This window comes from Pseudomonas sp. CFBP13508 (assembly GCF_005233515.1).
GTDB classification, from domain to species: Bacteria; Pseudomonadota; Gammaproteobacteria; order Pseudomonadales; family Pseudomonadaceae; genus Aquipseudomonas; species Aquipseudomonas mercuritolerans.
Genome location: NZ_QFZZ01000005.1, coordinates 47,205 through 67,258, shown reverse-complemented (window position 1 = coordinate 67,258; position 20,054 = coordinate 47,205). Strand labels below are relative to the sequence as shown.

At 61.1% G+C, this 20,054-nt stretch carries 19 protein-coding genes; 8 read left to right on the top strand and 11 right to left on the bottom strand.

Annotated elements, in window-relative coordinates; genetic code table 11:
* Window positions 1–64: 64 nt before the first annotated feature.
* Window positions 65–985: a LysR family transcriptional regulator gene (locus tag PspCFBP13508_RS15500; protein ID WP_038860809.1), complete on the top strand. Its 921-nt coding sequence runs from the start codon at window positions 65–67 to the stop codon at window positions 983–985.
* Window positions 986–1,063: 78 nt separating this feature from the next.
* Here the strand turns inward: PspCFBP13508_RS15500 and PspCFBP13508_RS15495 are convergent, their stop codons facing one another.
* Window positions 1,064–2,077: an ABC transporter substrate-binding protein gene (locus PspCFBP13508_RS15495; RefSeq protein ID WP_137215030.1), complete on the bottom strand. Its 1,014-nt coding sequence runs from the start codon at window positions 2,075–2,077 to the stop codon at window positions 1,064–1,066.
* 396 nt (window positions 2,078–2,473) lie between these two features.
* On the opposite strand from PspCFBP13508_RS15495, the gene PspCFBP13508_RS15490 reads away from it, so the two are divergent.
* Genes PspCFBP13508_RS15490 through PspCFBP13508_RS15480 form a run of 3 tightly spaced genes read left to right on the top strand, consistent with a single transcriptional unit; the run spans window position 2,474 to window position 6,509 of the window.
* On the top strand, window positions 2,474–4,072 hold the full coding sequence (locus tag PspCFBP13508_RS15490; protein ID WP_137215029.1) for an ABC transporter permease subunit: 1,599 nt from the start codon (window positions 2,474–2,476) through the stop codon (window positions 4,070–4,072).
* Window positions 4,069–4,884, top strand: a complete 816-nt coding sequence (locus PspCFBP13508_RS15485; RefSeq protein WP_137215028.1) for an ABC transporter ATP-binding protein — start codon at window positions 4,069–4,071, stop codon at window positions 4,882–4,884. The genes PspCFBP13508_RS15490 and PspCFBP13508_RS15485 overlap by 4 nt, the downstream gene beginning before the upstream one ends.
* Before the next feature lie 14 nt (window positions 4,885–4,898).
* On the top strand, window positions 4,899–6,509 hold the full coding sequence (locus tag PspCFBP13508_RS15480) for an arylsulfatase (RefSeq protein ID WP_137215027.1): 1,611 nt from the start codon (window positions 4,899–4,901) through the stop codon (window positions 6,507–6,509).
* 172 nt (window positions 6,510–6,681) lie between these two features.
* On the opposite strand, the gene PspCFBP13508_RS15475 is transcribed toward PspCFBP13508_RS15480, so the two are convergent.
* Window positions 6,682–7,752, bottom strand: a complete 1,071-nt coding sequence (locus PspCFBP13508_RS15475) for a fatty acid desaturase (protein WP_137215026.1) — start codon at window positions 7,750–7,752, stop codon at window positions 6,682–6,684.
* Between the two features lie 100 nt (window positions 7,753–7,852).
* Between PspCFBP13508_RS15475 and PspCFBP13508_RS15470 the strand changes: the two genes are divergently transcribed.
* Window positions 7,853–8,857, top strand: a complete 1,005-nt coding sequence (locus tag PspCFBP13508_RS15470) for an AraC family transcriptional regulator (RefSeq protein ID WP_137215025.1) — start codon at window positions 7,853–7,855, stop codon at window positions 8,855–8,857.
* 103 nt (window positions 8,858–8,960) lie between these two features.
* On the opposite strand, the gene PspCFBP13508_RS15465 is transcribed toward PspCFBP13508_RS15470, so the two are convergent.
* Together PspCFBP13508_RS15465 and PspCFBP13508_RS15460 are read right to left on the bottom strand one after the other, a co-directional pair.
* The gene (locus PspCFBP13508_RS15465; RefSeq protein ID WP_137215024.1) at window positions 8,961–10,346 is read right to left on the bottom strand and encodes a heavy metal sensor histidine kinase; all 1,386 of its coding nucleotides are present in this window, start codon (window positions 10,344–10,346) and stop codon (window positions 8,961–8,963) included.
* A complete protein-coding gene (locus PspCFBP13508_RS15460; RefSeq protein WP_041477440.1) occupies window positions 10,336–11,016 on the bottom strand; it encodes a heavy metal response regulator transcription factor in 681 nt (226 codons plus the stop codon). The genes PspCFBP13508_RS15465 and PspCFBP13508_RS15460 overlap by 11 nt, the downstream gene beginning before the upstream one ends.
* A 136-nt stretch (window positions 11,017–11,152) precedes the next feature.
* Here PspCFBP13508_RS15460 and PspCFBP13508_RS15455 point away from each other — a divergent pair, with 136 nt between their 5' ends.
* Both PspCFBP13508_RS15455 and uraH read left to right on the top strand, forming a co-directional pair.
* Window positions 11,153–11,638, top strand: a complete 486-nt coding sequence (locus tag PspCFBP13508_RS15455; protein WP_137215023.1) for a heme-binding protein — start codon at window positions 11,153–11,155, stop codon at window positions 11,636–11,638.
* Window positions 11,639–11,649: 11 nt separating this feature from the next.
* Window positions 11,650–12,060, top strand: coding sequence for a hydroxyisourate hydrolase (gene uraH / locus PspCFBP13508_RS15450; protein ID WP_042610175.1), 411 nt, complete (start codon window positions 11,650–11,652; stop codon window positions 12,058–12,060).
* Between the two features lie 160 nt (window positions 12,061–12,220).
* Here the strand turns inward: uraH and PspCFBP13508_RS15445 are convergent, their stop codons facing one another.
* Window positions 12,221–12,898: a Crp/Fnr family transcriptional regulator gene (locus tag PspCFBP13508_RS15445; protein WP_137215022.1), complete on the bottom strand. Its 678-nt coding sequence runs from the start codon at window positions 12,896–12,898 to the stop codon at window positions 12,221–12,223.
* An 84-nt stretch (window positions 12,899–12,982) separates the two neighbouring features.
* Here PspCFBP13508_RS15445 and PspCFBP13508_RS15440 point away from each other — a divergent pair, with 84 nt between their 5' ends.
* Window positions 12,983–13,507: an Mpo1-like protein gene (locus PspCFBP13508_RS15440; RefSeq protein WP_137215021.1), complete on the top strand. Its 525-nt coding sequence runs from the start codon at window positions 12,983–12,985 to the stop codon at window positions 13,505–13,507.
* Window positions 13,508–13,589: 82 nt separating this feature from the next.
* Here PspCFBP13508_RS15440 and PspCFBP13508_RS15435 read toward each other — a convergent pair whose 3' ends face one another.
* The 6 genes from PspCFBP13508_RS15435 to dibA form a co-directional block, all read right to left on the bottom strand.
* Window positions 13,590–14,579 (bottom strand): sulfate ABC transporter ATP-binding protein, encoded by a 990-nt coding sequence (locus tag PspCFBP13508_RS15435; protein WP_137215020.1) that lies wholly within the window; start codon window positions 14,577–14,579, stop codon window positions 13,590–13,592.
* A gap of 3 nt (window positions 14,580–14,582) precedes the next feature.
* Window positions 14,583–15,455: a sulfate ABC transporter permease subunit CysW gene (gene cysW / locus PspCFBP13508_RS15430; RefSeq protein WP_007917679.1), complete on the bottom strand. Its 873-nt coding sequence runs from the start codon at window positions 15,453–15,455 to the stop codon at window positions 14,583–14,585.
* 12 nt (window positions 15,456–15,467) lie between these two features.
* Window positions 15,468–16,286: a sulfate ABC transporter permease subunit CysT gene (gene cysT, locus PspCFBP13508_RS15425; protein ID WP_137215019.1), complete on the bottom strand. Its 819-nt coding sequence runs from the start codon at window positions 16,284–16,286 to the stop codon at window positions 15,468–15,470.
* Window positions 16,287–16,412: 126 nt separating this feature from the next.
* Window positions 16,413–17,426 carry a sulfate ABC transporter substrate-binding protein gene (locus tag PspCFBP13508_RS15420; RefSeq protein WP_137215018.1) on the bottom strand — a complete coding sequence of 338 codons (1,014 nt, stop codon included), beginning with the start codon at window positions 17,424–17,426 and terminating at the stop codon, window positions 16,413–16,415.
* Window positions 17,427–17,565: 139 nt separating this feature from the next.
* Entirely contained in the window at window positions 17,566–17,748 is a 183-nt protein-coding gene (oscA, locus tag PspCFBP13508_RS15415; RefSeq protein ID WP_007917682.1) for a sulfur starvation response protein OscA, read from the bottom strand.
* A gap of 286 nt (window positions 17,749–18,034) precedes the next feature.
* Window positions 18,035–19,954, bottom strand: coding sequence for a phosphodiesterase DibA (dibA, locus tag PspCFBP13508_RS15410; RefSeq protein ID WP_137215017.1), 1,920 nt, complete (start codon window positions 19,952–19,954; stop codon window positions 18,035–18,037).
* Window positions 19,955–20,054: the final 100 nt, after the last annotated feature.

Below are 20,054 nucleotides of genomic sequence, written 5' to 3'. Positions count from 1 at the left end.
TAAAACCTCAAGCAACCCTCCTCGCAAATGCCTTCGAGCTATTTTTAGGATGCCGGAAAAGCATATGGATCTTCGCCAGTTGCGCTACTTTATCGCTCTCAACGAACACCGCAGTTTTGTCCGCGCGGCCGACGCCATGGGCATCACTCAGCCGGCGTTCAGCCGCAGCATTCAGGGGCTGGAGCAGGAGTTCGGTTGCGTGCTGGTCGATCGCGGCAACAAGGATCTGCGTCCGACGCCCGAGGGCCAGGTGGTGCTGCAACATGCCTTGAGCCTGGTGCAGGGCGCAGCGTTGCTCAGCGCTGAAGTGACGCAAATGACCAAGCTCGACGCCGGCGAAGTGCATTTTGGTTGCGGGCCGGCGCCAGCGGTGAAACTGGTGCCGGATGCGGTCGCGCAGTTCATCAATGCGCATCCGAAAGTGCGCACCTGTTTTCAGGTGGATAACTGGGAAAAACTCAGCCGCGCGCTGAGCCGCGAAGAGATCGAATTCTTCATCGCCGATATCCGCCATTTCGAGTCCGACCCGAATTTCCAGACGCAACCGCTGACGCCCAAGCGCGGCGTGTTTTTCTGCCGGCCGGGGCATCCGTTGCTGGCCAAGGAAAGCCTGTCGACCAACGACATGTTCGACTACCCGCTGGCCGCCACGCTGATCCCGCCGGGCATTCGCAAGTTGCTGGCGAATCTCAGCGGGCGCATTGATTTCTCGCCGACCATTGAGACCGAGCACTTTCCGGCACTGGTCAAAGTGGTACTGCAATCCAACGCGATCGGCGTCGGCACGGAGGAGGCGTTTATTGAGGATGTCGCCAAGGGTTCGCTGGTGCTGCTGCATTGGCGCAACCTGCCGCAGAACCTCGAAAGCATGAACGCCCGCTGCGGCATCGTCAGCCGCACCGGGTTTCGACTATCACCAGCAGCGAGGGCAATGATCGAGACGTTGGTCGCGGTGGATAGGCAGGACGTCAGCGTCGCTGTCTGAAAGATCGCAGCCTTCGGCAGCTCCTACAGGGGAATGCGTTTTCCTGTAGGAGCTGCCGAAGGCTGCGATCTTTTGCTTCTAGAGCTTGGCCGCTGAAAGCTCAGGCGCCACCCAATCACTGACCTTGAACGGCTTGCGAATCAGCTTCTGCTGCGCCGCCAAGTCGACCTTGTCCTGCAGGCCGCTCAAGAACACCGGATCCAGTGTCGACGGGAAAATCTCGCTGAGATTCTGATCCTTCAGATCCTGAGCAAGAATCACCGGCGGATAACTGGCCAGCCCTGATACCAGCTGCACATAGGCGTCCTTGTTGCTGTCCTGAGTCAGCCACTCGACCGCTTGCTGCTGCGCCTTGAGCAGTTTCGCAATGACCTCTGGATGGGCGTCGACAAACTTGCCATTACCCAGCAACACCGCCTGCACGCTGCCAGCGCCGCCAAGGTCCTTGGTGTTGAGCGGCAATTCCGCCAGGCCTTTGGCTTGCAAGGCACTCAGCGCGGAGCTGCCCCACGAGGCATCGATCTGCCTGGCCGCGAGTGCCGAAACCGCCGCGTTGAAATCCAGATTGATCACCTTCAGATCCTTCTCGCTCAGGCCCTGACTGGCGAGCGCCGCATCGAACGACAGCTGCGTCGCCGTCCCGCGAAAGATCGCCACGCGTTTGCCCTTGAGATCCTGCAGCGTCTTGATCCCCGAGCCGGGCACCACGCCGAGGTATTGCTTGACCCCACGCGCCGTGGCGCTGAGCAGGCGCGTGTCCAGACCATTGGATTTGCCGATGATCGCGGCCAGATCGCCGAGATAGGCCAGATCGACCTGGCCATTGGCAAACGCCTCATTGATCACCGGCCCGGCGCCCTTGAAGAAACTCCACTGGATCTTGATGCCCTGCTCGGCGAAGGCCTTTTCAAAGATCTGCTGATCGCGCAGCACATCGACGATGCCGCCGCCGCTGTGTTGAGTGCCGGCGCTGAGGTCGGGCACGGCGATGCGGATTTCCTTGAGTTCTTCGGCTTGGGCGCCAAGCGCAAGAAAGCCTGCAAGTGCCGGGGCGGCCAGCAGGCTGATGATTCGTTTGAAGGGAAGGTTCATGGGTGCGGCTCCTTGATCGCTGAGGAGCCGAAAGTAGGCTGGATGCATACCTTCACTTAAATACTATAAATGCACATTTTTATATCCATATGACCTAAGCGAGGGCGTGTGCGGTTTGCAGCGCGATATGCATTAACAGCATCGAAAATATTCTTCGAATGCATTGGATGCGCGTAAGCAGGCAAGCCTTAAATGGATTCGCTTATCTCCCGATAGCATCTAACGCAACTCTGTTAGATCAGTTTCATATATGACGAAACCCAATGTGGGAGCGAGCCTGCTCGCGAAGAGGCCATGCCAGCCGCCATCAATGCTGCCTTAAACAGCCATTTCGCGAGCAGGCTCGCTCCCACATGAAAAGCGGTTCGCCATGCAACCCGACAACGGAGGTCACCCATGGCCCGTCAATCCCTGCTCAGCCTGCCGCTGGCCGCGCCGCCGCTGAAAAGCCGTCGCACCTGGCCTGGCCTGAACCAGCGTCTGTTGCCCTGGCTGTTGCCCGTCAGCCTGTTCGTCCTGTGGTGGTTGGCCGCGCGCAATCAGTGGATGAGCGAGCAGATCCTGCCGGCGCCATCGCTGGTGTGGAGCAGCGCTGTGGAACTGGCCCAAGGCGAGTTGTGGAGTCATTTGTGGATCAGCCTGCAACGGTTGTTCTGGGGCTTGTTGGCAGGCGTTTCGACCGGCGCGGTGCTTGGCGCCGCACTGGGCTTCAGTCGACGCCTGGAGCGCCTGGTTTTTCCGACATTCGCTGGATTGGCGCAGGTGCCGACGCTGGCGTGGATTCCGCTGTTCATGGTGTTTTTTGGCATCGGCGAACTGCTGAAACTGGTGGTGCTGATCAAGGCCATTGTGGTGCCGGTGACCTTGCACACACTGGTTGGCGTACGCGATGCACAACCGAAACTGCGCGAAGCCGCCGCCGTGTTGCGCCTGCCGCCGCGTCTGCTGATTCGGCGCCTGGTGCTTCCCGCTGCGCTGCCGGCGTTCATGGCCGGCGTGCGCCTGGCACTCGCTGCCGGCTGGACCTCGTTGCTGGCGGTCGAGCTGCTGGCCTCCAGCGAAGGCATCGGCTATCTGATGGTCTGGGCGCGGCAGTTGTTCATGCTCGACATCGTGTTCGTGTGCATCGTGGTCATCGGTGTGATCGGTGTGGCGATGGATCGCGGCATCGGCCTGCTCGACCGCAGACTGGTGCACTGGCCGCACCCGGCCACCGCGCAAATCACTCGCGGCCCGCGCTATCAGGGCTGGCAGCGCCTGCAACCGTGGCTGTTGCCGCTGGGCTTGTTGGCGCTTTGGCAAACGGCCAATGATCAGCAGTGGGTCGACGCGAATATTCTGATCAGCCCTGCGGCTGTGCTGAGCACGACATGGGACGGACTGCTCGACGGCACGCTGGTCAACGGCATGGCGCTGAGCCTGAGCCGCACCCTCGGCGGCTTGCTGATCGGTGGCGGCCTCGGCTTCGCCCTGGGCTTGCTCCTCGGCCTGTCGCGTTTCAGCGAACGCCTGCTCGGCCCGACACTCGCCGCACTGCGGCAGATTGCGATTTTCGCCTGGGTGCCACTAATCACCGCGTGGTTCGGTCTCGGCGAACTGGCCAAGTGGGTCTTTGTCGCCCTCGCTGCTTTCTTTCCGCTGTTCGTCGCCACCCAGCGCAGCGTCGCCAACCTCTCGCCGCAACTCAACGAAGCCGCGCAAGTGCTGCGCCTGAGCCTCGGCCAACGCCTGCGCCGACTGGTCCTGCCCGGCGCTGCGCCGGGGATTTTTGCCGGGCTTCGATTGAGCCTGATCTACGCCTGGCTCGGCACCATCGGCGCTGAATATTTCATGCCGTCCAATGGCGGCATCGGCAGCCAGATGATCGGCGCGCAGCAGCTGTTGCGCATGGATCTGATCATGGCCGGCATGCTGCTGGTCGGCCTCACCGGCGCCCTGCTCAACCTGATCGGCCAACGCCTGGAAATTCGCGCGACCCGCTGGAGACACGCATGAACGCACCGATTGTCAGCTTCAACCACGTAGGCAAATCCTTCGCCGTCAACGGTTTCGAACTGGAGGCGATTCGCGAATTCAACCTGGACATTGCCGAGGGCGAATTCGTCGCCATTGTTGGTTCCAGCGGCTGCGGCAAATCCACTTTGCTGCGGTTGCTGGTCGGCCTCGACACCGAGTTTCGCGGGCAGATCAGTGTCGATGGTAAAGCCGTCAGCGGCATCGGCGGCGAGCGCGGCATCGTTTTTCAGGAGCATCGTCTGTTTCCGTGGCTGACGGTCGCCGACAACATCGGACTAGGCCTGGTAAATGAACCGCTGAGCGGAGCGCAGAAACAACAACGCATCAAAGACTTTATCGAGCTGGTCGGCCTCAGCGATTTCACCGAGGCCTATCCGCATCAACTCTCCGGCGGCATGGCGCAGCGCGTGGCGATTGCTCGCGGCCTTGTCGCCAGCCCGCGCATCCTGTTGCTCGACGAACCCTTCGGCGCCCTCGACGCACTGACCCGCCAGCAAATGCAGGACGAGCTGCTGGCGATCCGCGAGCGGGCACAGATCACCACGATTCTGGTGACCCACGATGTCGAGGAAGCGATTTTTCTGGCCGACCGCGTGGTGGTGATGGAGCCGCGTCCGGGGCGGATCAAGCAAGTGGTCGACATCGCCCTGCCGCACCCGCGCCAGCGCAGCAGTTACGACTTTCATCAGCTGCGCGAAGAACTGCTGCACGAATTGACCAGTGATGACCATTACCAACCGAGCGCACCGGTGCAGATCCGTGATCTGCCGCTGACGTTCATTGCCTGCTGAACAGGAGTTTCGCGATGCCGCAACGTCCCAACTTTCTAGTGATTCTGGCCGACGACCTAGGCTTTTCCGACATCGGTGCGTTCGGCGGCGAAATTGCCACGCCGAACCTTGATGCGTTGGCCGACAACGGCCTGCGTCTGACCGATTTTCACACCGCACCAACCTGCTCGCCGACGCGTTCGATGCTACTGACCGGCACCGATCACCACATCGCCGGCATCGGCACCATGGCCGAAGCGTTGACCCCGGAACTGATCGGCAAACCTGGTTACGAAGGCTACCTGAATGACCGCGTCGTCGCCCTGCCCGAGCTGCTGCGCGAGGCCGGCTATCAAACCTTGATGAGCGGCAAATGGCACTTGGGGCTGAAGGCTGAACTGGCGCCCCATGCGCGTGGTTTCGAGCGTTCGTTTTCACTGTTGCCGGGCGCTGCCAACCACTATGGTTTCGAGCCGACCTACGATGAGCAAACGCCGGGCCTGCTGAAATCCACCCCGGCCCTGTACATCGAGGACGATCAGTTTGTTGACGAGTTGCCGAAGGATTTCTATTCCTCCGATGCCTTCGGCGACAAGCTGCTGCAGTACCTCAAGGAACGCGATCAGACCCGGCCGTTCTTCGCTTACCTGCCCTTCTCCGCGCCGCACTGGCCGCTGCAGGCACCGGCCGAGATCGTCGAGAAATATCATGGTCGCTACGACGCTGGCCCGGAAGTACTGCGCCTCGAGCGCCTGGAAAAACTCAAGGCGCTGGGCCTGATCGAGGCAGACGTCGAGCCGCATCCGCTAATTCAACTCAGCGCGCAGTGGGACGCGTTGAGCGATGAGCAAAAGCAGATCTCCGCTCGGGCCATGGAGGTCTACGCGGCGATGGTCGAGCGCATGGACTGGAACATCGGCCGGGTCGTCGATTACCTGCGCCAGCAGGGACAGCTCGACAACACCTTCATCCTGTTCATGTCCGACAACGGGGCCGAAGGCGCGCTGCTGGAAGCGTTCCCCAAGTTCGGCCCGGAGCTGATGACCTACCTCAACCAGCATTACGACAACAGCCTCGACAACATCGGCCGGGCCAATTCCTACGTCTGGTACGGGCCGAACTGGGCGCAAGTGGCAACCGCGCCGTCACGCTTGTTCAAGGCTTTCACCACCGAGGGCGGGATTCGCGTGCCGGCGCTGCTGCACTATCCGCAACTGCCGCTCGAAGGGCAGATCAGCCATGGTTTCGGCACGGTGATGGATATCACCCCGACCATTCTCGATCTGGCTGGCGTGCGGCATCCGGGCAAACAGTGGAAAGGCAAAGCCGTGGCGCCACTGCGCGGCAAGTCGTGGCTGGGCTTCCTGTCTGGCGAGACCGCGCAGGTGCATGACGAGCATACGGTCACCGGTTGGGAATTGTTCGGACGTCGGGCGATTCGTCAGGGCTCATGGAAAGCCGTGTGGATTCCCGGACCGGTCGGGCCGGCGACCTGGCAGCTTTATGATCTGGCAAGCGATCCAGGGGAGATTCATGATCTGGCGTTGAGTCAGCCGCAGAAACTCACTGACTTGATCGGACATTGGCAACGTTATGTGGAAGAGACCGGAGTGATCCTCAGTGCTTCGCCGTTTCAGCCGGATTGAACCAAGATCAAAAGCCCCCCTCGCCCCAGCCCTCTCCCTGAGGGAGAGGGGGAAAGGGAGCAGATCTTCATGCTTTTCCAACCTGAGGTCGGCTCGAAATTTCAGGTCGATGTATCCAGCATAAACAGCTAGATCAGTCCCCTCTCCCCTGGGAGAGGGTTAGGGGCATCTGTCAGGCCTCCACCGCCTCCCCGGACATCACTTCCTCATCTCCGCGCACAAACCGGTTCGCCCGGCCAAACGTGCCGAAATCATTGAACCGCACACCCATCTCGCGCATCACCTTGTGCGCCACCGGCACGGTCATCTGACGAATGTAAAACGGCTCCTTGACCACAAAATGATGAATCCCGTGACTGCTGCCGAAGTTGAAGCAGAACGCCTGCAACGGCCACAGCCACCAAGGGTTCAGCACCTGACATTGCTGCAGCACATTGCCCGGTTCGACGTCGCCGTAGTAATGCATGTTCGAGCTGATGAAGTGCAGGCAAAAAGTGCGCAGTACGTTGGGCCCGATGATCACTACGGCGGCGATATCGATCACCTGCATCACCGAAAGCGTGGTGGCCGACCACTCGATGGGCGAGCCGAGCAAATGCGCAATGCCATTGGCCGCGTGAAAGCCGAGAAACACATACCACGCGCCCCAATGCAGCAGCGCCAGCGGTGCGTAGACCTTGAGCACGCGTTTGCCGATGCTCCACTTGTGTGCCCAGGTCCTGGCGCGGAGCAGGCGGATGAACGCCGACATGACGTTATCGCCAACCATCAGCAGACGGGCAAATCCCCACGGCTCGCCGTTGGTGATTGCGCGCTCTTCCATGTCGGCTTCAGTGCCGGAAACCTTGTGATGGTTGAGGTGCAGATGACGACGGATCCAAGGATTGATCGTGCTCGGCCGCGCCAGCCAGACCAGGCCCATCATCAGGTTGTGCGGCACGCGTTGTTTGCGGAAGTACATGCTGTGGATCAGGTCGTGTTCCAGCTCATGGGTCAGCGAGGCGAAAAAAGCATTGAGCAGCAGGCACGCCCACCAGGCCATATGGCCAGTGATGTACAGCGCCGCCGAGCCGATCATCCCGGCCAGCGCGAACGCCAGAATCCCCGCACCGAGGGCATCCTGATGCTGAAGAATCGGGTAGCGCTCACGCAATTGCGCACCTTTGGCCAACACCACTTGGCGAATATGTGCCGAGCGCTGCGCCGCATTCAGTCGTTCAGGGCTTGCAGAAGTACCGTCCATGCTTCCATCCTCGGGTCTAAGATGAATGCATCGTGCCTTGCCGGGGTTCGATCCGCGCTAGCCAAGAACGCCAACCTGTTGACCGGACGCGCCAATTCGCATGAAGGAACCGACCTCCCTTGCCAGCTGGACCCGCGCCTTGCGCAAGCAACTCGATGCGCTGGGGCTGGACAGCCTTGCCTTGTGCCAACAGGCCGGGCTCGACCCAGCGCTGATGGACGACCCCAACGCGCGCTATCCGCTATCCGGCACCACGCGCCTGTGGGCGCTCGCCGTCGAAGCCAGCGGCGACCCGGCGCTGGGCTTGCGCGTGTCGCGTTTTGTCAGCCCGACCACCTTCCACGCGCTCGGTTACGCGCTGGTGGCCAGCGGCAGTTTGCGCGAGGTGTTCGAGCGCATCGTGCGTTATCACCCGGTGGTCAGCGATGCGCTGGAACTGGAGCTGAGCCGCAGCGAAGACCGCTATCAATTCCGCCTGAAAATCCCGCCCGGCAACCCGGCGCCGGCCGTCGAAGCCATCGACGCCTTCGCGGCGATCTACGTGCGCACCTGCCGCAATCGCCTTGGCCGTGACTACGCACCGCTGGCGGTGTACTTGCGCCGCCCCGAACCGAGCGATGCCCAGCAATGGCACAAAGTCTTCCGCGCACCAGTGCACTTTTGCGCCGCCGAAGACCGCCTGGAATTCGCCCTCAGCGACTTCGACAGCCACCTCGACGACGCCAACCCGGAACTGGCCGAACACAACGAAGCCGTACTCAAACGCACCCTCGCCCAGCTCAAACCGCTGACCTGGGAGCGCAAGGTGCGCGATGCCATTGAAGAACAACTGCCCGAAGGCGAACCGAGCGCCGAACGCATCGCCCAGGCCTTGCACCTGAGCCTGCGCAGCCTGCAACGGCATCTGGCGGATGAAGGTTGCCGCTTCGACACCCTGCTCAACGAAAGCCGTGAAAATCTGGCGCTGCTGCACCTGCGTGACCCGCAGTGCTCGTTGAGTGAAGTCAGCTATCTGCTGGGATTCGCTGACACCAGCAGCTTCAGCCGCGCCTTCAAGCGCTGGACCGGGATGACGCCGGGGCAGTTTCGGGATCAGTTGCGCTGATCCGAAATCATCACTGTGTGATCCAGCGCCTTCGCGAGCAGGCTCGCTCCCACAGTTGGAATGCGTTTCCTTGTGGGAGCGAGCCTGCTCGCGAAGAGGCCTGTCAATTCACCACAAACCCCAACTCAAACACCATTCCCGACACATCACTACTCACCCGCACCCGCCCGCCATGCAATTGCATGATCGACTGCACGATCGCCAAACCCAGGCCACCCGAATCTCCCGGTTCCGCACGTGAAGGATCGACGCGGTAGAAACGGTCGAACAGTTTGCCCAGATGCTCAGGCGCGATGACCGGGCCGTGGTTGTGCACTTGCAGCCAGCACATACCCGGTTCATCGAACCGTTGCAGGCTGATCAGGGTGCCGGGGTCGGCGTGGCGTACGGCGTTGGCCAGCAGGTTGCCGAGGGCGCGTTGCAGCAGTTGCTGGTCGGCGAGCAGTTCGCCGTGCATGCGGTTTTGCAGTTGAAGATCGCGATCATCGGCCAGGGCTTCGAAGTAATCGCAGAGTTCGTCGCCGACGTTGCGCAAGTCCAGCGTGTGCAGATTGAGCGCACGTTCGGCCTGTTCGGCGCGGGCGAGGAACATCAGGTTCTCGGCCATGCGCTTGAGCCGTTCGAACTCTTCCATGTTCGAGGCCAACACTTCCTGATATTCGGCCGTGCTGCGCGGATGGTTCAGGGCCTGGCCGTTGCTGGCGAGCAAGGTGTGCAGCGGCGTGCGGATTTCGTGGGCGAGGTCGGCGGAGAATTGCGACAGGCGCTGCACGCTGTCGTCCAGCCGCGCCAGCATGGTGTTGAGCGCGTGCACCGGCTCGCGCAGTTCGGTCGGTGTGCCCTCGGTGGGCAGGCGTCGATCGAGGCTGCGCAGATCGATGCTGCGCACCGCTTCGCTCAACTGATGCAAAGGCCGCAAGCCACGCCGCAGCAATAACAGGCCCAGAGCAAACGCGAGCACCGCGCCGAGGCCGACGGACAGATACAGACGCAGGCGATAACTGCCGAGCATCTGCTCGCGCTCGCTGAGCACTTTGCCAGCGATCACCGTCAGGGTTTCACCGTTGGGGCCTTGGGCCTGGCCGGACAGCAAGGCCAGCTCGGCGCCGTCACTGGCCTGCCAGGTGAGCACGTCACGGCGCTGCGGCATTTGCTCTCGCGCTAATGCATTGAGCGCCGGCAATTCACGCTGGCGCGGGTTGATCGCGATCACGCTGGAGCCGTCGGCCCGGCGCACCAGCAGCAGACTGTCGAGATTACCGAGCATGTTCTGATACAACCGTGGCCGCGCCTGCAAGGCGTCGAGGCTGTCGCTGTCGGCGAGCAAGGCGCGTACTTGCTCGAGGCGACCGAGCAGGGCCATGTCGTCACGAAAGGCCAATTCCGAGGCCAGCGAGCGGTAGAGAAACACGCCGATTGCGCTCAGCACCAGCGCGCAGACCATGGCGAAGGCCAGCGCCAATCGCCAGGCGATCGACTTACTCCACATCGTCCGGCGCTTCCAGTTGATAACCGACGCCACGCACGGTGTGGATAAGTTTCGGCATGTACGGGTCATCGACCTTGGCACGCAGACGCCGCACAGCGACTTCGACCATGTTGGTGTCGCTGTCGAAATTCAGGTTCCACACCTGCGAAGCGATCAGCGTGCGCGAAAGCACTTCGCCCTGGCGACTGGCGAGCAGTTGCAACAAGGCGAATTCCTTGTTGGTCAGGGCAATACGCTGGCCGCCGCGACTGACCCGGCGGCGCAGCACGTCGATTTCCAGGTCGGCGATGCTGTACGACTCGGCTTCGCGCATCGGCCCGCGCCGCAGCAGCGTGCGCACGCGCGCGAGCAGTTCGGCGAAGGCGAAGGGTTTGAGCAGGTAGTCATCGGCGCCCAGCTCAAGACCACGGACGCGGTCTTCGATGGCGTCCTTGGCGGTGAGAAACAGCACCGGTGTGGCGCCGCGCTGGCGGATCAGTTGCAGCAATTGCCAGCCGTTGAGGCCGGGCAGCATCACGTCGAGGATGATCAGGTCGTATTCCTGCTGCTCGATAAAATAGCGGCCGTCGAGGCCATTGAGCGCCACATCCACGGCGAAACCCGACTCGCCCAGTCCCTTGGCGAGGAAATTCGCGGTTTTGGCTTCATCTTCTACGACCAGCAAACGCATGGCACACCTCGATTGATCAGGTACACAGGCTAGGCGTGTTCGCCGCCGTTGCCCATTACAAACTTGTAATCCGCCTGACGGGGTTCTGACGAAGTGCGCCGGTTAAGGTGCTGACCTTCCCAACCGGAGCCTGCACATGACCGTCAAATACCTTGTCGCCAGCCTGATCCTCGGCCTCAGCGGCGCCGCGAGCGCCACACCAGAACTGCCGCGCCACGCCGATCTCGACCTGAAAACCGCACGCTGGCTGGCGGACAAGGCGATGAGCAGTTGCCCCGGCACGGTGTCGGTACTCGACCGTGGCGGCAGCCTGCTGGTGACTCTGCGTGGTGACGGCGTTGGCCCGCACAACACCGCCGCCAGCCAGCGCAAGGCCTACACCGCGCTGTCGACCAAGACGCCGACGCGGCTGTTCGCCGAGCGCGCCCGCAGCAATCCGGAAACCGCCAACCTCAACACCCTCGATGAATTGCTCTTGCTCGGCGGCGGCATTCCGCTGTTCGCCGGCAGCGAACTGGTCGGCGCCATGGGCGTGGCCGGTTCCGGCGGCGGTGAGCAAGACGAAAACTGCGCCCGCGCCGCCGCCGACAAGGCCGGCCTGACCATCACCCGTTCCCAATAAGGAGATCCACCATGACCACCCTGCGCATGACTCTCGCCGCGCTCGGCCTGAGCGCTGTTTCCAGCCTGGCGCTGGCCGCCGGCAATCCGTTGAGCGTGCACGTGCTCAACCTGGAAAACGGCCTGCCGTCACCGGGCATCAACGTCACCCTGGAAAAACACGTCGGCGAAAACTGGCAGCCACTGGCCCAAGGCACCACCAACGAACAAGGGCGGATCGCCGAACTGTTCCCGGCCAAACAGCCATTCGAAGCCGGTGAATACCGCGTGGTGTTCAAGACCGGCGAGTACTACCAGAAGATCAAGCACGAGACGTTCTTCCCGGAAATTCCGGTGATCTTCCAGGTCAAGCAGACTGATCAGCACTACCACATCCCGCTGCTGCTGAGCCCGTACGGTTTCTCGACCTATCGCGGCTCGTAATCCAAACGCAGATCCTTCGTAGGAGTGAGCCTTTGTGGTGAGGGGATTTATCCCCGTTGGACTGCGCAGCGGTCCCATTTTTCAGGGCCGCTGCGCGCCCCAGCGGGGATAAATCCCCTCGCCACAGGTGCCAGTTCCGACATTGGATCGGCGTGAGTTTTTAGATCGTGGCCAGGGCACGCAGTCTTGCGGCATCGAGGATTTCGATTTCGCCGTAAGCCAACCCGATAATCCCCTGCCCCTGCAGATCCTTGAGGATCTGATTGGTGGTCTGCCGCGACAGTGACAGCATTGCGGCCAATTGCTCCTGCGGCAGTTGCAGCACCCGACGCGGTGCGTCGAGTTCGCCGTAGCCTTCGGCGATCATTAACAAGCGATGAGCCAAGCGCGCCGGGGCCGGCAGCAGGCTCAGTTGTTCAAGATTGATGAACGCCAGGCGCAACTTGTGGCTCATCAACAGCGCCAGATCCCGCCAGTACTGCGGCTGTTCGTCGAGCAGTTTGAGCAACGCCGCCTGGGGAATATTCAGCAAGGTACACGGCCCGACCGCATAGGCATCGTGCGTACGTGGCTGGCCATCGAACAGGCAGATTTCGCCGAACCAGTGCGGCGCCTCCACCAGACTCAGCAACGCCTCCTTGCCCTGCTCGCTGACCGCCCCGATGCGTACGGCGCCATCGAGCACCGCGTACAGACCGCACGGCGCATCGCCACGCTGGAACAGCCGTTGTCCCGCCGTCAGCCGCCGCTCTCGGGCCAACGCCAGCAGGCTATCCTGAAAAGATGCAGGCAGATGACTGAACCACTGGCCACTGAGCAACCGTGCACGAATTTGCATAACCACTCCTGGAGTGTCGCCTGCCCGACAGAGCGAGCGCGGATCCCGAGGGATGATGCCTTCAACCCCACTGGAGGAACAACAATGAAAAGCCTCGTCGACCATCTCAGTCAATACGCCGCCTATCACCGCGACCCGCGCAACATCGCCAGCCACTTTATCGGCATTCCGCTGATCGTGGTGGCGGTGGCTGTCCTGCTGTCTCGGCCGCAGTGGGCGCTGGGCGGGTTGTGGATATCTCCGGCGGTTTTTTTAGCGCTGGCCTCGGCGTGGTTTTACCTGCGCCTGGAATTGAAACTCGGCGTATTGATGACCGTACTGATGGGCCTGTCAGTCTGGGCCGGGCATGCACTGGCGCAGCAGAGCACCATGGTCTGGCTGAGCAGCGGCCTGGCGATGTTCGTGATCGGCTGGGTGATCCAGTTTGTCGGGCATCACTATGAAGGGCGCAAACCGGCGTTTGTCGATGACATCAGCGGGCTGATTGTCGGGCCGTTGTTTGTCGTGGCCGAGCTGGCGTTTTTGCTCGGGCTGCGGCAGGAATTGAAACAAGAGATCGAGTTGCGGGCGGGGGTGGTGCGGGTCAATCCGAATCGCGCTGCTGTCTAAATCGTATTCGCGAGCAGGCTTGCTCCCACATTTGGAATGAGTTTTCCCTGTGGGAGCGAGCCTGCTCGCGAAGCTTTTGCCTTTAAATATTGGCGACTTTCTGCCAGACCTTCGGCTTGAAGAACAAGGTCTCACCCTTGGCCAACCCGATCAGGCTGTCGTGATCCTTGACCACTTCCGCTTCGATCAGATCGGTCTGCCCCTCCACTTTCAAGGTCACCCGCGTAGTCGCGCCCAGCGGGCGGATATCGCGCACTTCAGCGGCATGGTGATCTTCCAGCTCATGCCTGGATAATGACACTTCGTGCGGGCGGAACAGCACGTGATTGTCGTCGCTCAGCAGCAAGCGGTTCGAGTCGCCGAGAAAGTGATAAACGAAGTCGCTGGCCGGGTTTTCGTAGACGTCGCCCGGTGAGCCGATCTGCTCGATCACACCCTTGTTCATCACCACGATGCGGTCGGCGACTTCCATCGCTTCTTCCTGGTCGTGGGTCACAAACACTGAAGTCAGGTTGATGTCTTCGTGCAGCCGCGCCAGCCAGCGCCGCAGTTCCTTGCGCACCTTGGCGTCGAGCGCGCCGAAAGGCTCGTCGAGCAGCAGCACTTTCGGCTCCACCGCCAAGGCACGGGCCAAGGCGATACGCTGACGCTGGCCACCGGACAACTGCTCCGGGTAGCGATCCGACAGCCAGTCCAGTTGCACCATGTTCAGCAGTTCGTGAACCTTGGTGGCGATCTGGCTTTCGCTCGGGCGCTGGTTTTTCGGTTTCATGCGCAGGCCGAACGCGACGTTGTCAAACACCGTCATGTGGCGGAACAAGGCGTAATGCTGGAACACGAAACCGACGTTGCGATCACGCACATCGTGGCCGGAAACGTCCTCGCCGTGAAAAGCGATGTTGCCCTGATCCGGGGTTTCCAGACCGGCAATAATGCGCAGCAAGGTGGTTTTGCCGCAGCCCGACGGACCAAGCAGCGCGACCAGCTCACCGCTGTGGATATCCAGGCTGATGTTGTCCAGCGCCTTGAACGCGTTGAAATTCTTGCTGACGTTACGCACTTCGATCGACATGAATTATTCCTCCGCGGCGCTGGCGCGCAGGCGGTTGATACGGTTTTCGCTCCACTGCTTGAGCAGCAGGATGAAGAGCGCCAGGATCAGCAACAGGCTCGCCACGGCAAACGCGGCCACGTGGTTGTATTCGTTGTAGAGGATCTCGACGTGCAGCGGCAAGGTGTTGGTCACCCCGCGAATGTGCCCGGAAACCACCGACACCGCACCGAACTCGCCCATGGCCCGCGCGGTACACAGCACCACGCCATAAATCAGGCCCCACTTGATGTTCGGCACGGTGACGTGCCAGAACATCTGCCAGCCGTTGGCACCGAGCAGGCGCGCGGCTTCTTCCTCCTGGGTGCCTTGTTCCTGCATCAGCGGAATCAGTTCACGGGCCACGAACGGCACGGTGACGAAAATCGTCGCCAGCACAATGCCCGGCAGGGCGAAGACGATCTGGATGTCGTGATCCTGCAGCCATGGCCCGAACAGGCCCTGAGCGCCGAACATCAATACGTAGACCAGACCGGCGATCACCGGCGATACCGAGAACGGCAGGTCGATCAGCGTCACCAGCATGCTTTTGCCACGGAACGAGTATTTGCTCACGCACCACGCCGCACTGACACCGAACACCAGGTTCAGCGGCACCGAAATCAGCACCGCGAACACGGTGAGTTTCAATGCCGAAAGCGCGTCCGGCTCAAAGATCGCGGTGAAGAATGCGCCAAGGCCATTCTTCAAACCCTGCGACACCACTATGAACAACGGCAGCAGCAGAAACAGGAAAAAGATCAGCCAGCCAAGACCGATCAGGATTCTGCGCGAAGTGGCACTGCCACGGCGCGCAGCGTTGGCCGAAGAGGCGGCCGCAATGGACGATTGGGACATGTTCGCGCCTCCTTAGGGGGTTTCGATGCGCCGCTGCAGCAAGTTGATCAGCAGCAACAGGATGAAGGAAACCACCAGCATCAGTACGCCGATGGCGGTAGCGCCGGTGTAATCGTACTGGTCGAGTTTGACCATGATCAGCAGCGGCAGGATCTCGGTTTTCATCGGCATGTTGCCGGCAATGAAAATCACCGAACCGTACTCACCGACGCCACGCGCGAACGCCAGCGCAAAACCGGTCAGCCAGGCGGGCAGCAAGGCCGGAACCAGAATGTGGCGAAATACCTGCCATGGCTTGGCACCTAGGCACGCGGCTGCTTCTTCGACCTCACGGGGAATATCGGCCAGCACCGGTTGCACCGTGCGCACCACGAACGGCAAGGTCACGAAGGTCAGCGCGAGGGTGATGCCAAGCGGCGTGTAGGCGATCTTGAAACCAAGGTCGGCGGCGAACTGGCCGACCAGACCGGTAGGCGTATACAGCGCCGTCAGCGCGATACCTGCCACGGCGGTGGGCAAGGCGAACGGCAGATCGATCATCGCGTCGATCACCTTGCGCCCCGGGAACGTGTAGCGCACCAGCACCCACGCCAGTAGCGTGCCGATGATGCCATTGATGATCGCCGCACACAGTGCGGTGCCGAAGCTCAGCTTCAATGCCGCCAGTACCCGCGGTGCGGAGATGATCGTCCAGAACTGATCCCAGGTCAGCTGGGCGGCGTGGACGAACATCGCCGCCAGCGGGATAAGCACAATCAGGCTGAGGTACACCAAGGTGTAACCCAGCGTCAGCCCGAAGCCGGGTATGACGGGGGAGATACGACGCGACATAAAAGTCCCTGGTTGAAAACGCATCAATGTGGGAGTGAGCCCTGTGGTGAGGGGATTTATCCCCTCACCACAAAAGCTCAGTCCCACATGTCATGTGCCCAGACATCAGGCCGGTTGAAGGCGAGATTACTGCGCCTGATAAATCTGGTCGAACACGCCGCCGTCGTTGAAGAATTTCGGCTGCGCGGATTTCCAGCCGCCGAAGTCCTTGTCGATGGTCACCAATTCCAGTTTCGGGAACTGCTGGGCGTACTTGGCCGCTACGTCCTTGTCACGTGGACGATAGAAGTTTTTCGCGGCGATTTCCTGGCCGGCCGGGCTGTACAGATGCTTGAGGTAGGCTTCGGCGATCTGCGCGTTGCCCTTCTTCTCGGCATTCTTGTCGACCACCGCCACGGGTGGTTCGGCAAGAATCGACAGCGACGGCACGACGATGTCGAACTTGTCTGCGCCGCCGTCTTCTTTCAGCGCCAGGAATGCTTCGTTCTCCCAGGCCAGCAACACATCGCCCTGACCGTTGTTGACGAAGGTGATGGTCGAACCACGGGCGCCAGTGTCGAGGATCGGCACATGCTTGAACAGGGTTTGTACATATTCCTTGGCCTTGGCTTCATCTCCGCCGTTGGCTTTCTGGCCATAGGCCCACGCGGCGAGAAAGTTCCAGCGCGCACCGCCCGAGGTTTTCGGGTTTGGCGTGATCACCGAGACATCGTTCTTGACCAGATCGCCCCAGTCCTTGATGCCTTTCGGGTTGCCCTTGCGCACCAGGAACACGATGGTCGAGGTGTACGGCGTGCTCGCCTCCGGCAGACGCTTCTGCCAGTCGGCCGGCAGGCTCTTGCCGAGCTTGGCGATTTCATCGATGTCGCCAGCCAGGGCCAGGGTCACCACGTCAGCACGCAGACCGTCGATCACCGCACGGCCCTGCTTGCCCGAACCGCCATGGGACTGCTGGATTTTCACCGTGTCGCCGGCATGATCCTGATGCCAGAACTTGATGAATTCGGCGTTGTATTCCTGATACAGCTCCCGCGTCGGGTCATACGACACGTTGAGCAGCTCGTAATCCTTGGCAACGGCGGAACCGGCAAACACGGCACTGGCCAGCGCGGCCAAAGCATAACGGCGAATCGACGACATGGTGAAAGCTCCTGGAATTCCTGGTGGTGGCTTTTTCTTATGTATTGCTGGAATCGGTCCCGTTTCAAAGATCGCCGCCTTCGCCAGCTCCTGCACACAGCCCCCTGTAGGAGCCGCCGAAGGCTGCGATCTTTTGATCTCAGCCCGGTTGCTTACCGGGTTGCTGCAAACGGAATTTCTCTTTGCGTTCGATCTGTACGACTTGCGCGTTGTGCACAGTGATCTCCACCGCGCCGAACCGCAGATCGCGCAGGGCGCTCTGGATTTCACGCAAGATGGTGCTTTCGTCCTGACCGTCAACGCTGCGAAGGGATGCGCTCATGGTGCTGCTCCTTTGAAGGGGATTTGCCTGGCAGTGGGCGGCACTGCGTTCGGCGTGGGAGCAATATAAGAGAGGCATGGATATTCTTAAAAAGACTATTTAAGAATGTTTATATAACCAGAAAATAATATGAGCGAGGGCAAGGGGTTTGCGCTGATTTGAAATCGTCAAGAGAACTCGTGGAGAGGGGATTTATCCCCGTTGGGTCGCGAAGCGACCCCAAAAAATGGGACTGCTACGCAGTCCAACGGGGATAAATCCCCTCGCCACAAGCCATATGGCCTATTCAGCCAATCAATGGCGTTTTCGCCCAATCAAGCCGATCCGCAGACACCGGCCGCCCAAACCAGTAGCCCTGCCCCAGATCGCATTCCTGCGCCAACAGAAATGCCGCCTGCTCAGCCTGTTCGATCCCTTCGGCATGGACCTGCATGCCCATGCTGCGGGCCAGCGCGATTATCACCCGGACAATCGCCACGTCATCCTCATCCCACGGCAACCCTGCGACGAAGCCCTGATCGATCTTGAGCTTCTGTACCGGCAAGCGCTTGAGCCGCAGCAACGACGAATAGCCGGTGCCGAAATCATCGATGGCCAGACGCACACCCAGCTCGCGCAAGCGATGCATCTGTTCCAGCGCCACTTCCGGATCATCCATCACCGCACTTTCGGTAACTTCCAGTTCCAGATACGCCGGATCCAGCCCCGTGTCGTGCAGCACCTGCGCTACCTGCTGATAAAGCTCACGCCGGGCAAACAGCCGCGAGGAGACATTAACCGCGACGAACGCCAGCACCACACCGCTCTGCTGCCATTGGCACATCTGCCGGCAGGCCTGCTGCATCACCCAGGCATCGATCTCGGCGATCAGCCCGGTGCGCTCGGCAATCGGAATGAACTCCGCCGGCGACACCAGGCCGCGCTGCGGATGCTGCCAACGCACCAGTGCCTCAACGCCGATCAGACGGCCGCTTTGCAGGTCATGCACCGGTTGGTAGTAGACACGCAGTTCCTCCTGCTCCAGTGCGCGGCGCAGTTCGAAGGCGATTTCGACCCTTTGCTGGGCATGTGCGGTCAGCTCTTCGGTGTACAGCGCGTAGCCGTTGCGCCCGGCGCTTTTGGCCTTGAACAGCGCGCTGTCGGCGTTGCGCAACAACTGCTCGGCGCTCAGGGCATCGCTGGGAAACAGGCTGATGCCGATGCTGGCGTTGATGAACAGTTGATTGCCATCTACCAGCATCGGCTCCTTCAAGGCGTCCAGAGCCCGTTGCGCCAGCCCAGCGGCCTGAGCCGGTTGTGGACAACTTTCCGCGAGCACCGCGAACTCGTCACCACCCAGCCGTGCCAGGGTGATGCCGGCGCCGAACAGATCCTGCAAACGCGTCGCCACCGCTTTCAGCAAGCGGTCGCCGACGTTATGCCCGAGGCTGTCGTTGATCATCTTGAAGTGATCCAGATCGAGCATCAGTAGCGCGCAGCCACGCTTGTGCGCCTGCGCCGATGCCAACGCCTGCTCGGCGCGGTCGCTGAACAGCAGGCGATTGGGCAGATCGGTCAACGGATCGTGATGCGCCAGGTGTTTGAGCTCGGACTCGGAATCCTTGATCGCACTGATGTCGGAGAACACTGCCACGTAATGGCTGAGCCGGCCGAAATCATCGTGAATCACCCGGATGGTCTGCCACTGTGGATAAATCTCGCCGGTCTTGCGCCGGTTCCAGATCTCGCCGCTCCATTCACCTGCGGCTTCAAGGGTTGCGAACATTGCCTGATAGAAGCCCGGCGGATGATGGCCGGACTTGAACAGACTCGGCTGCTGACCGATCACCTCATCGCGCCGATAACCGGTGATCTCGATAAAGGCGCGGTTGACGTGAACGATCAGGCCCCGATGATCGGTGACCAGTACGCCTTCACGGGTGCAGTCGAACACGGCCGCCGCCTGACGAAGACGCTCACGGTCGCTGTGGCGCTCGCACAGGCGGGCCCCGATGCCGAGAAACCGACACAGCCGCGCCCGCGCAAGAAAAATCAGCCCGGCGCTGACGGCTGCCAGCAGATAACCGTTGATCAGTTGCCAGTGGGCCAGCGCACTGGAGTCATCGAAGAATCTGCTTAATAAATGATCGGAAACCCGCAGCCACACGGCGGCGAGGACGAGGTAGAGCAGCGCTGCACGCAAGGCATCGCGGTAAGTCGCAGACATTCGGTCGTCCATGTCCCTACAAAAAGGTTGGAATTATAGGTGAAGAAACATTCAGCGACTTCTTATCTGAAAGGGCGACTGGTTTTATCTGTGTGCTTAG

Coding starts and splice junctions, on each gene's coding strand:
- PspCFBP13508_RS15500 (WP_038860809.1), top strand. CDS start 65: ATGGATCTTCGCCAGTTGCGCTACTTTATCGCTCTCAACGAACACCGC.
- PspCFBP13508_RS15495 (WP_137215030.1), bottom strand. CDS start 2,077: ATGAACCTTCCCTTCAAACGAATCATCAGCCTGCTGGCCGCCCCGGCA.
- PspCFBP13508_RS15490 (WP_137215029.1), top strand. CDS start 2,474: ATGGCCCGTCAATCCCTGCTCAGCCTGCCGCTGGCCGCGCCGCCGCTG.
- PspCFBP13508_RS15485 (WP_137215028.1), top strand. CDS start 4,069: ATGAACGCACCGATTGTCAGCTTCAACCACGTAGGCAAATCCTTCGCC.
- PspCFBP13508_RS15480 (WP_137215027.1), top strand. CDS start 4,899: ATGCCGCAACGTCCCAACTTTCTAGTGATTCTGGCCGACGACCTAGGC.
- PspCFBP13508_RS15475 (WP_137215026.1), bottom strand. CDS start 7,752: ATGGACGGTACTTCTGCAAGCCCTGAACGACTGAATGCGGCGCAGCGC.
- PspCFBP13508_RS15470 (WP_137215025.1), top strand. CDS start 7,853: ATGAAGGAACCGACCTCCCTTGCCAGCTGGACCCGCGCCTTGCGCAAG.
- PspCFBP13508_RS15465 (WP_137215024.1), bottom strand. CDS start 10,346: ATGTGGAGTAAGTCGATCGCCTGGCGATTGGCGCTGGCCTTCGCCATG.
- PspCFBP13508_RS15460 (WP_041477440.1), bottom strand. CDS start 11,016: ATGCGTTTGCTGGTCGTAGAAGATGAAGCCAAAACCGCGAATTTCCTC.
- PspCFBP13508_RS15455 (WP_137215023.1), top strand. CDS start 11,153: ATGACCGTCAAATACCTTGTCGCCAGCCTGATCCTCGGCCTCAGCGGC.
- uraH (WP_042610175.1), top strand. CDS start 11,650: ATGACCACCCTGCGCATGACTCTCGCCGCGCTCGGCCTGAGCGCTGTT.
- PspCFBP13508_RS15445 (WP_137215022.1), bottom strand. CDS start 12,898: ATGCAAATTCGTGCACGGTTGCTCAGTGGCCAGTGGTTCAGTCATCTG.
- PspCFBP13508_RS15440 (WP_137215021.1), top strand. CDS start 12,983: ATGAAAAGCCTCGTCGACCATCTCAGTCAATACGCCGCCTATCACCGC.
- PspCFBP13508_RS15435 (WP_137215020.1), bottom strand. CDS start 14,579: ATGTCGATCGAAGTGCGTAACGTCAGCAAGAATTTCAACGCGTTCAAG.
- cysW (WP_007917679.1), bottom strand. CDS start 15,455: ATGTCCCAATCGTCCATTGCGGCCGCCTCTTCGGCCAACGCTGCGCGC.
- cysT (WP_137215019.1), bottom strand. CDS start 16,286: ATGTCGCGTCGTATCTCCCCCGTCATACCCGGCTTCGGGCTGACGCTG.
- PspCFBP13508_RS15420 (WP_137215018.1), bottom strand. CDS start 17,426: ATGTCGTCGATTCGCCGTTATGCTTTGGCCGCGCTGGCCAGTGCCGTG.
- oscA (WP_007917682.1), bottom strand. CDS start 17,748: ATGAGCGCATCCCTTCGCAGCGTTGACGGTCAGGACGAAAGCACCATC.
- dibA (WP_137215017.1), bottom strand. CDS start 19,954: ATGTCTGCGACTTACCGCGATGCCTTGCGTGCAGCGCTGCTCTACCTC.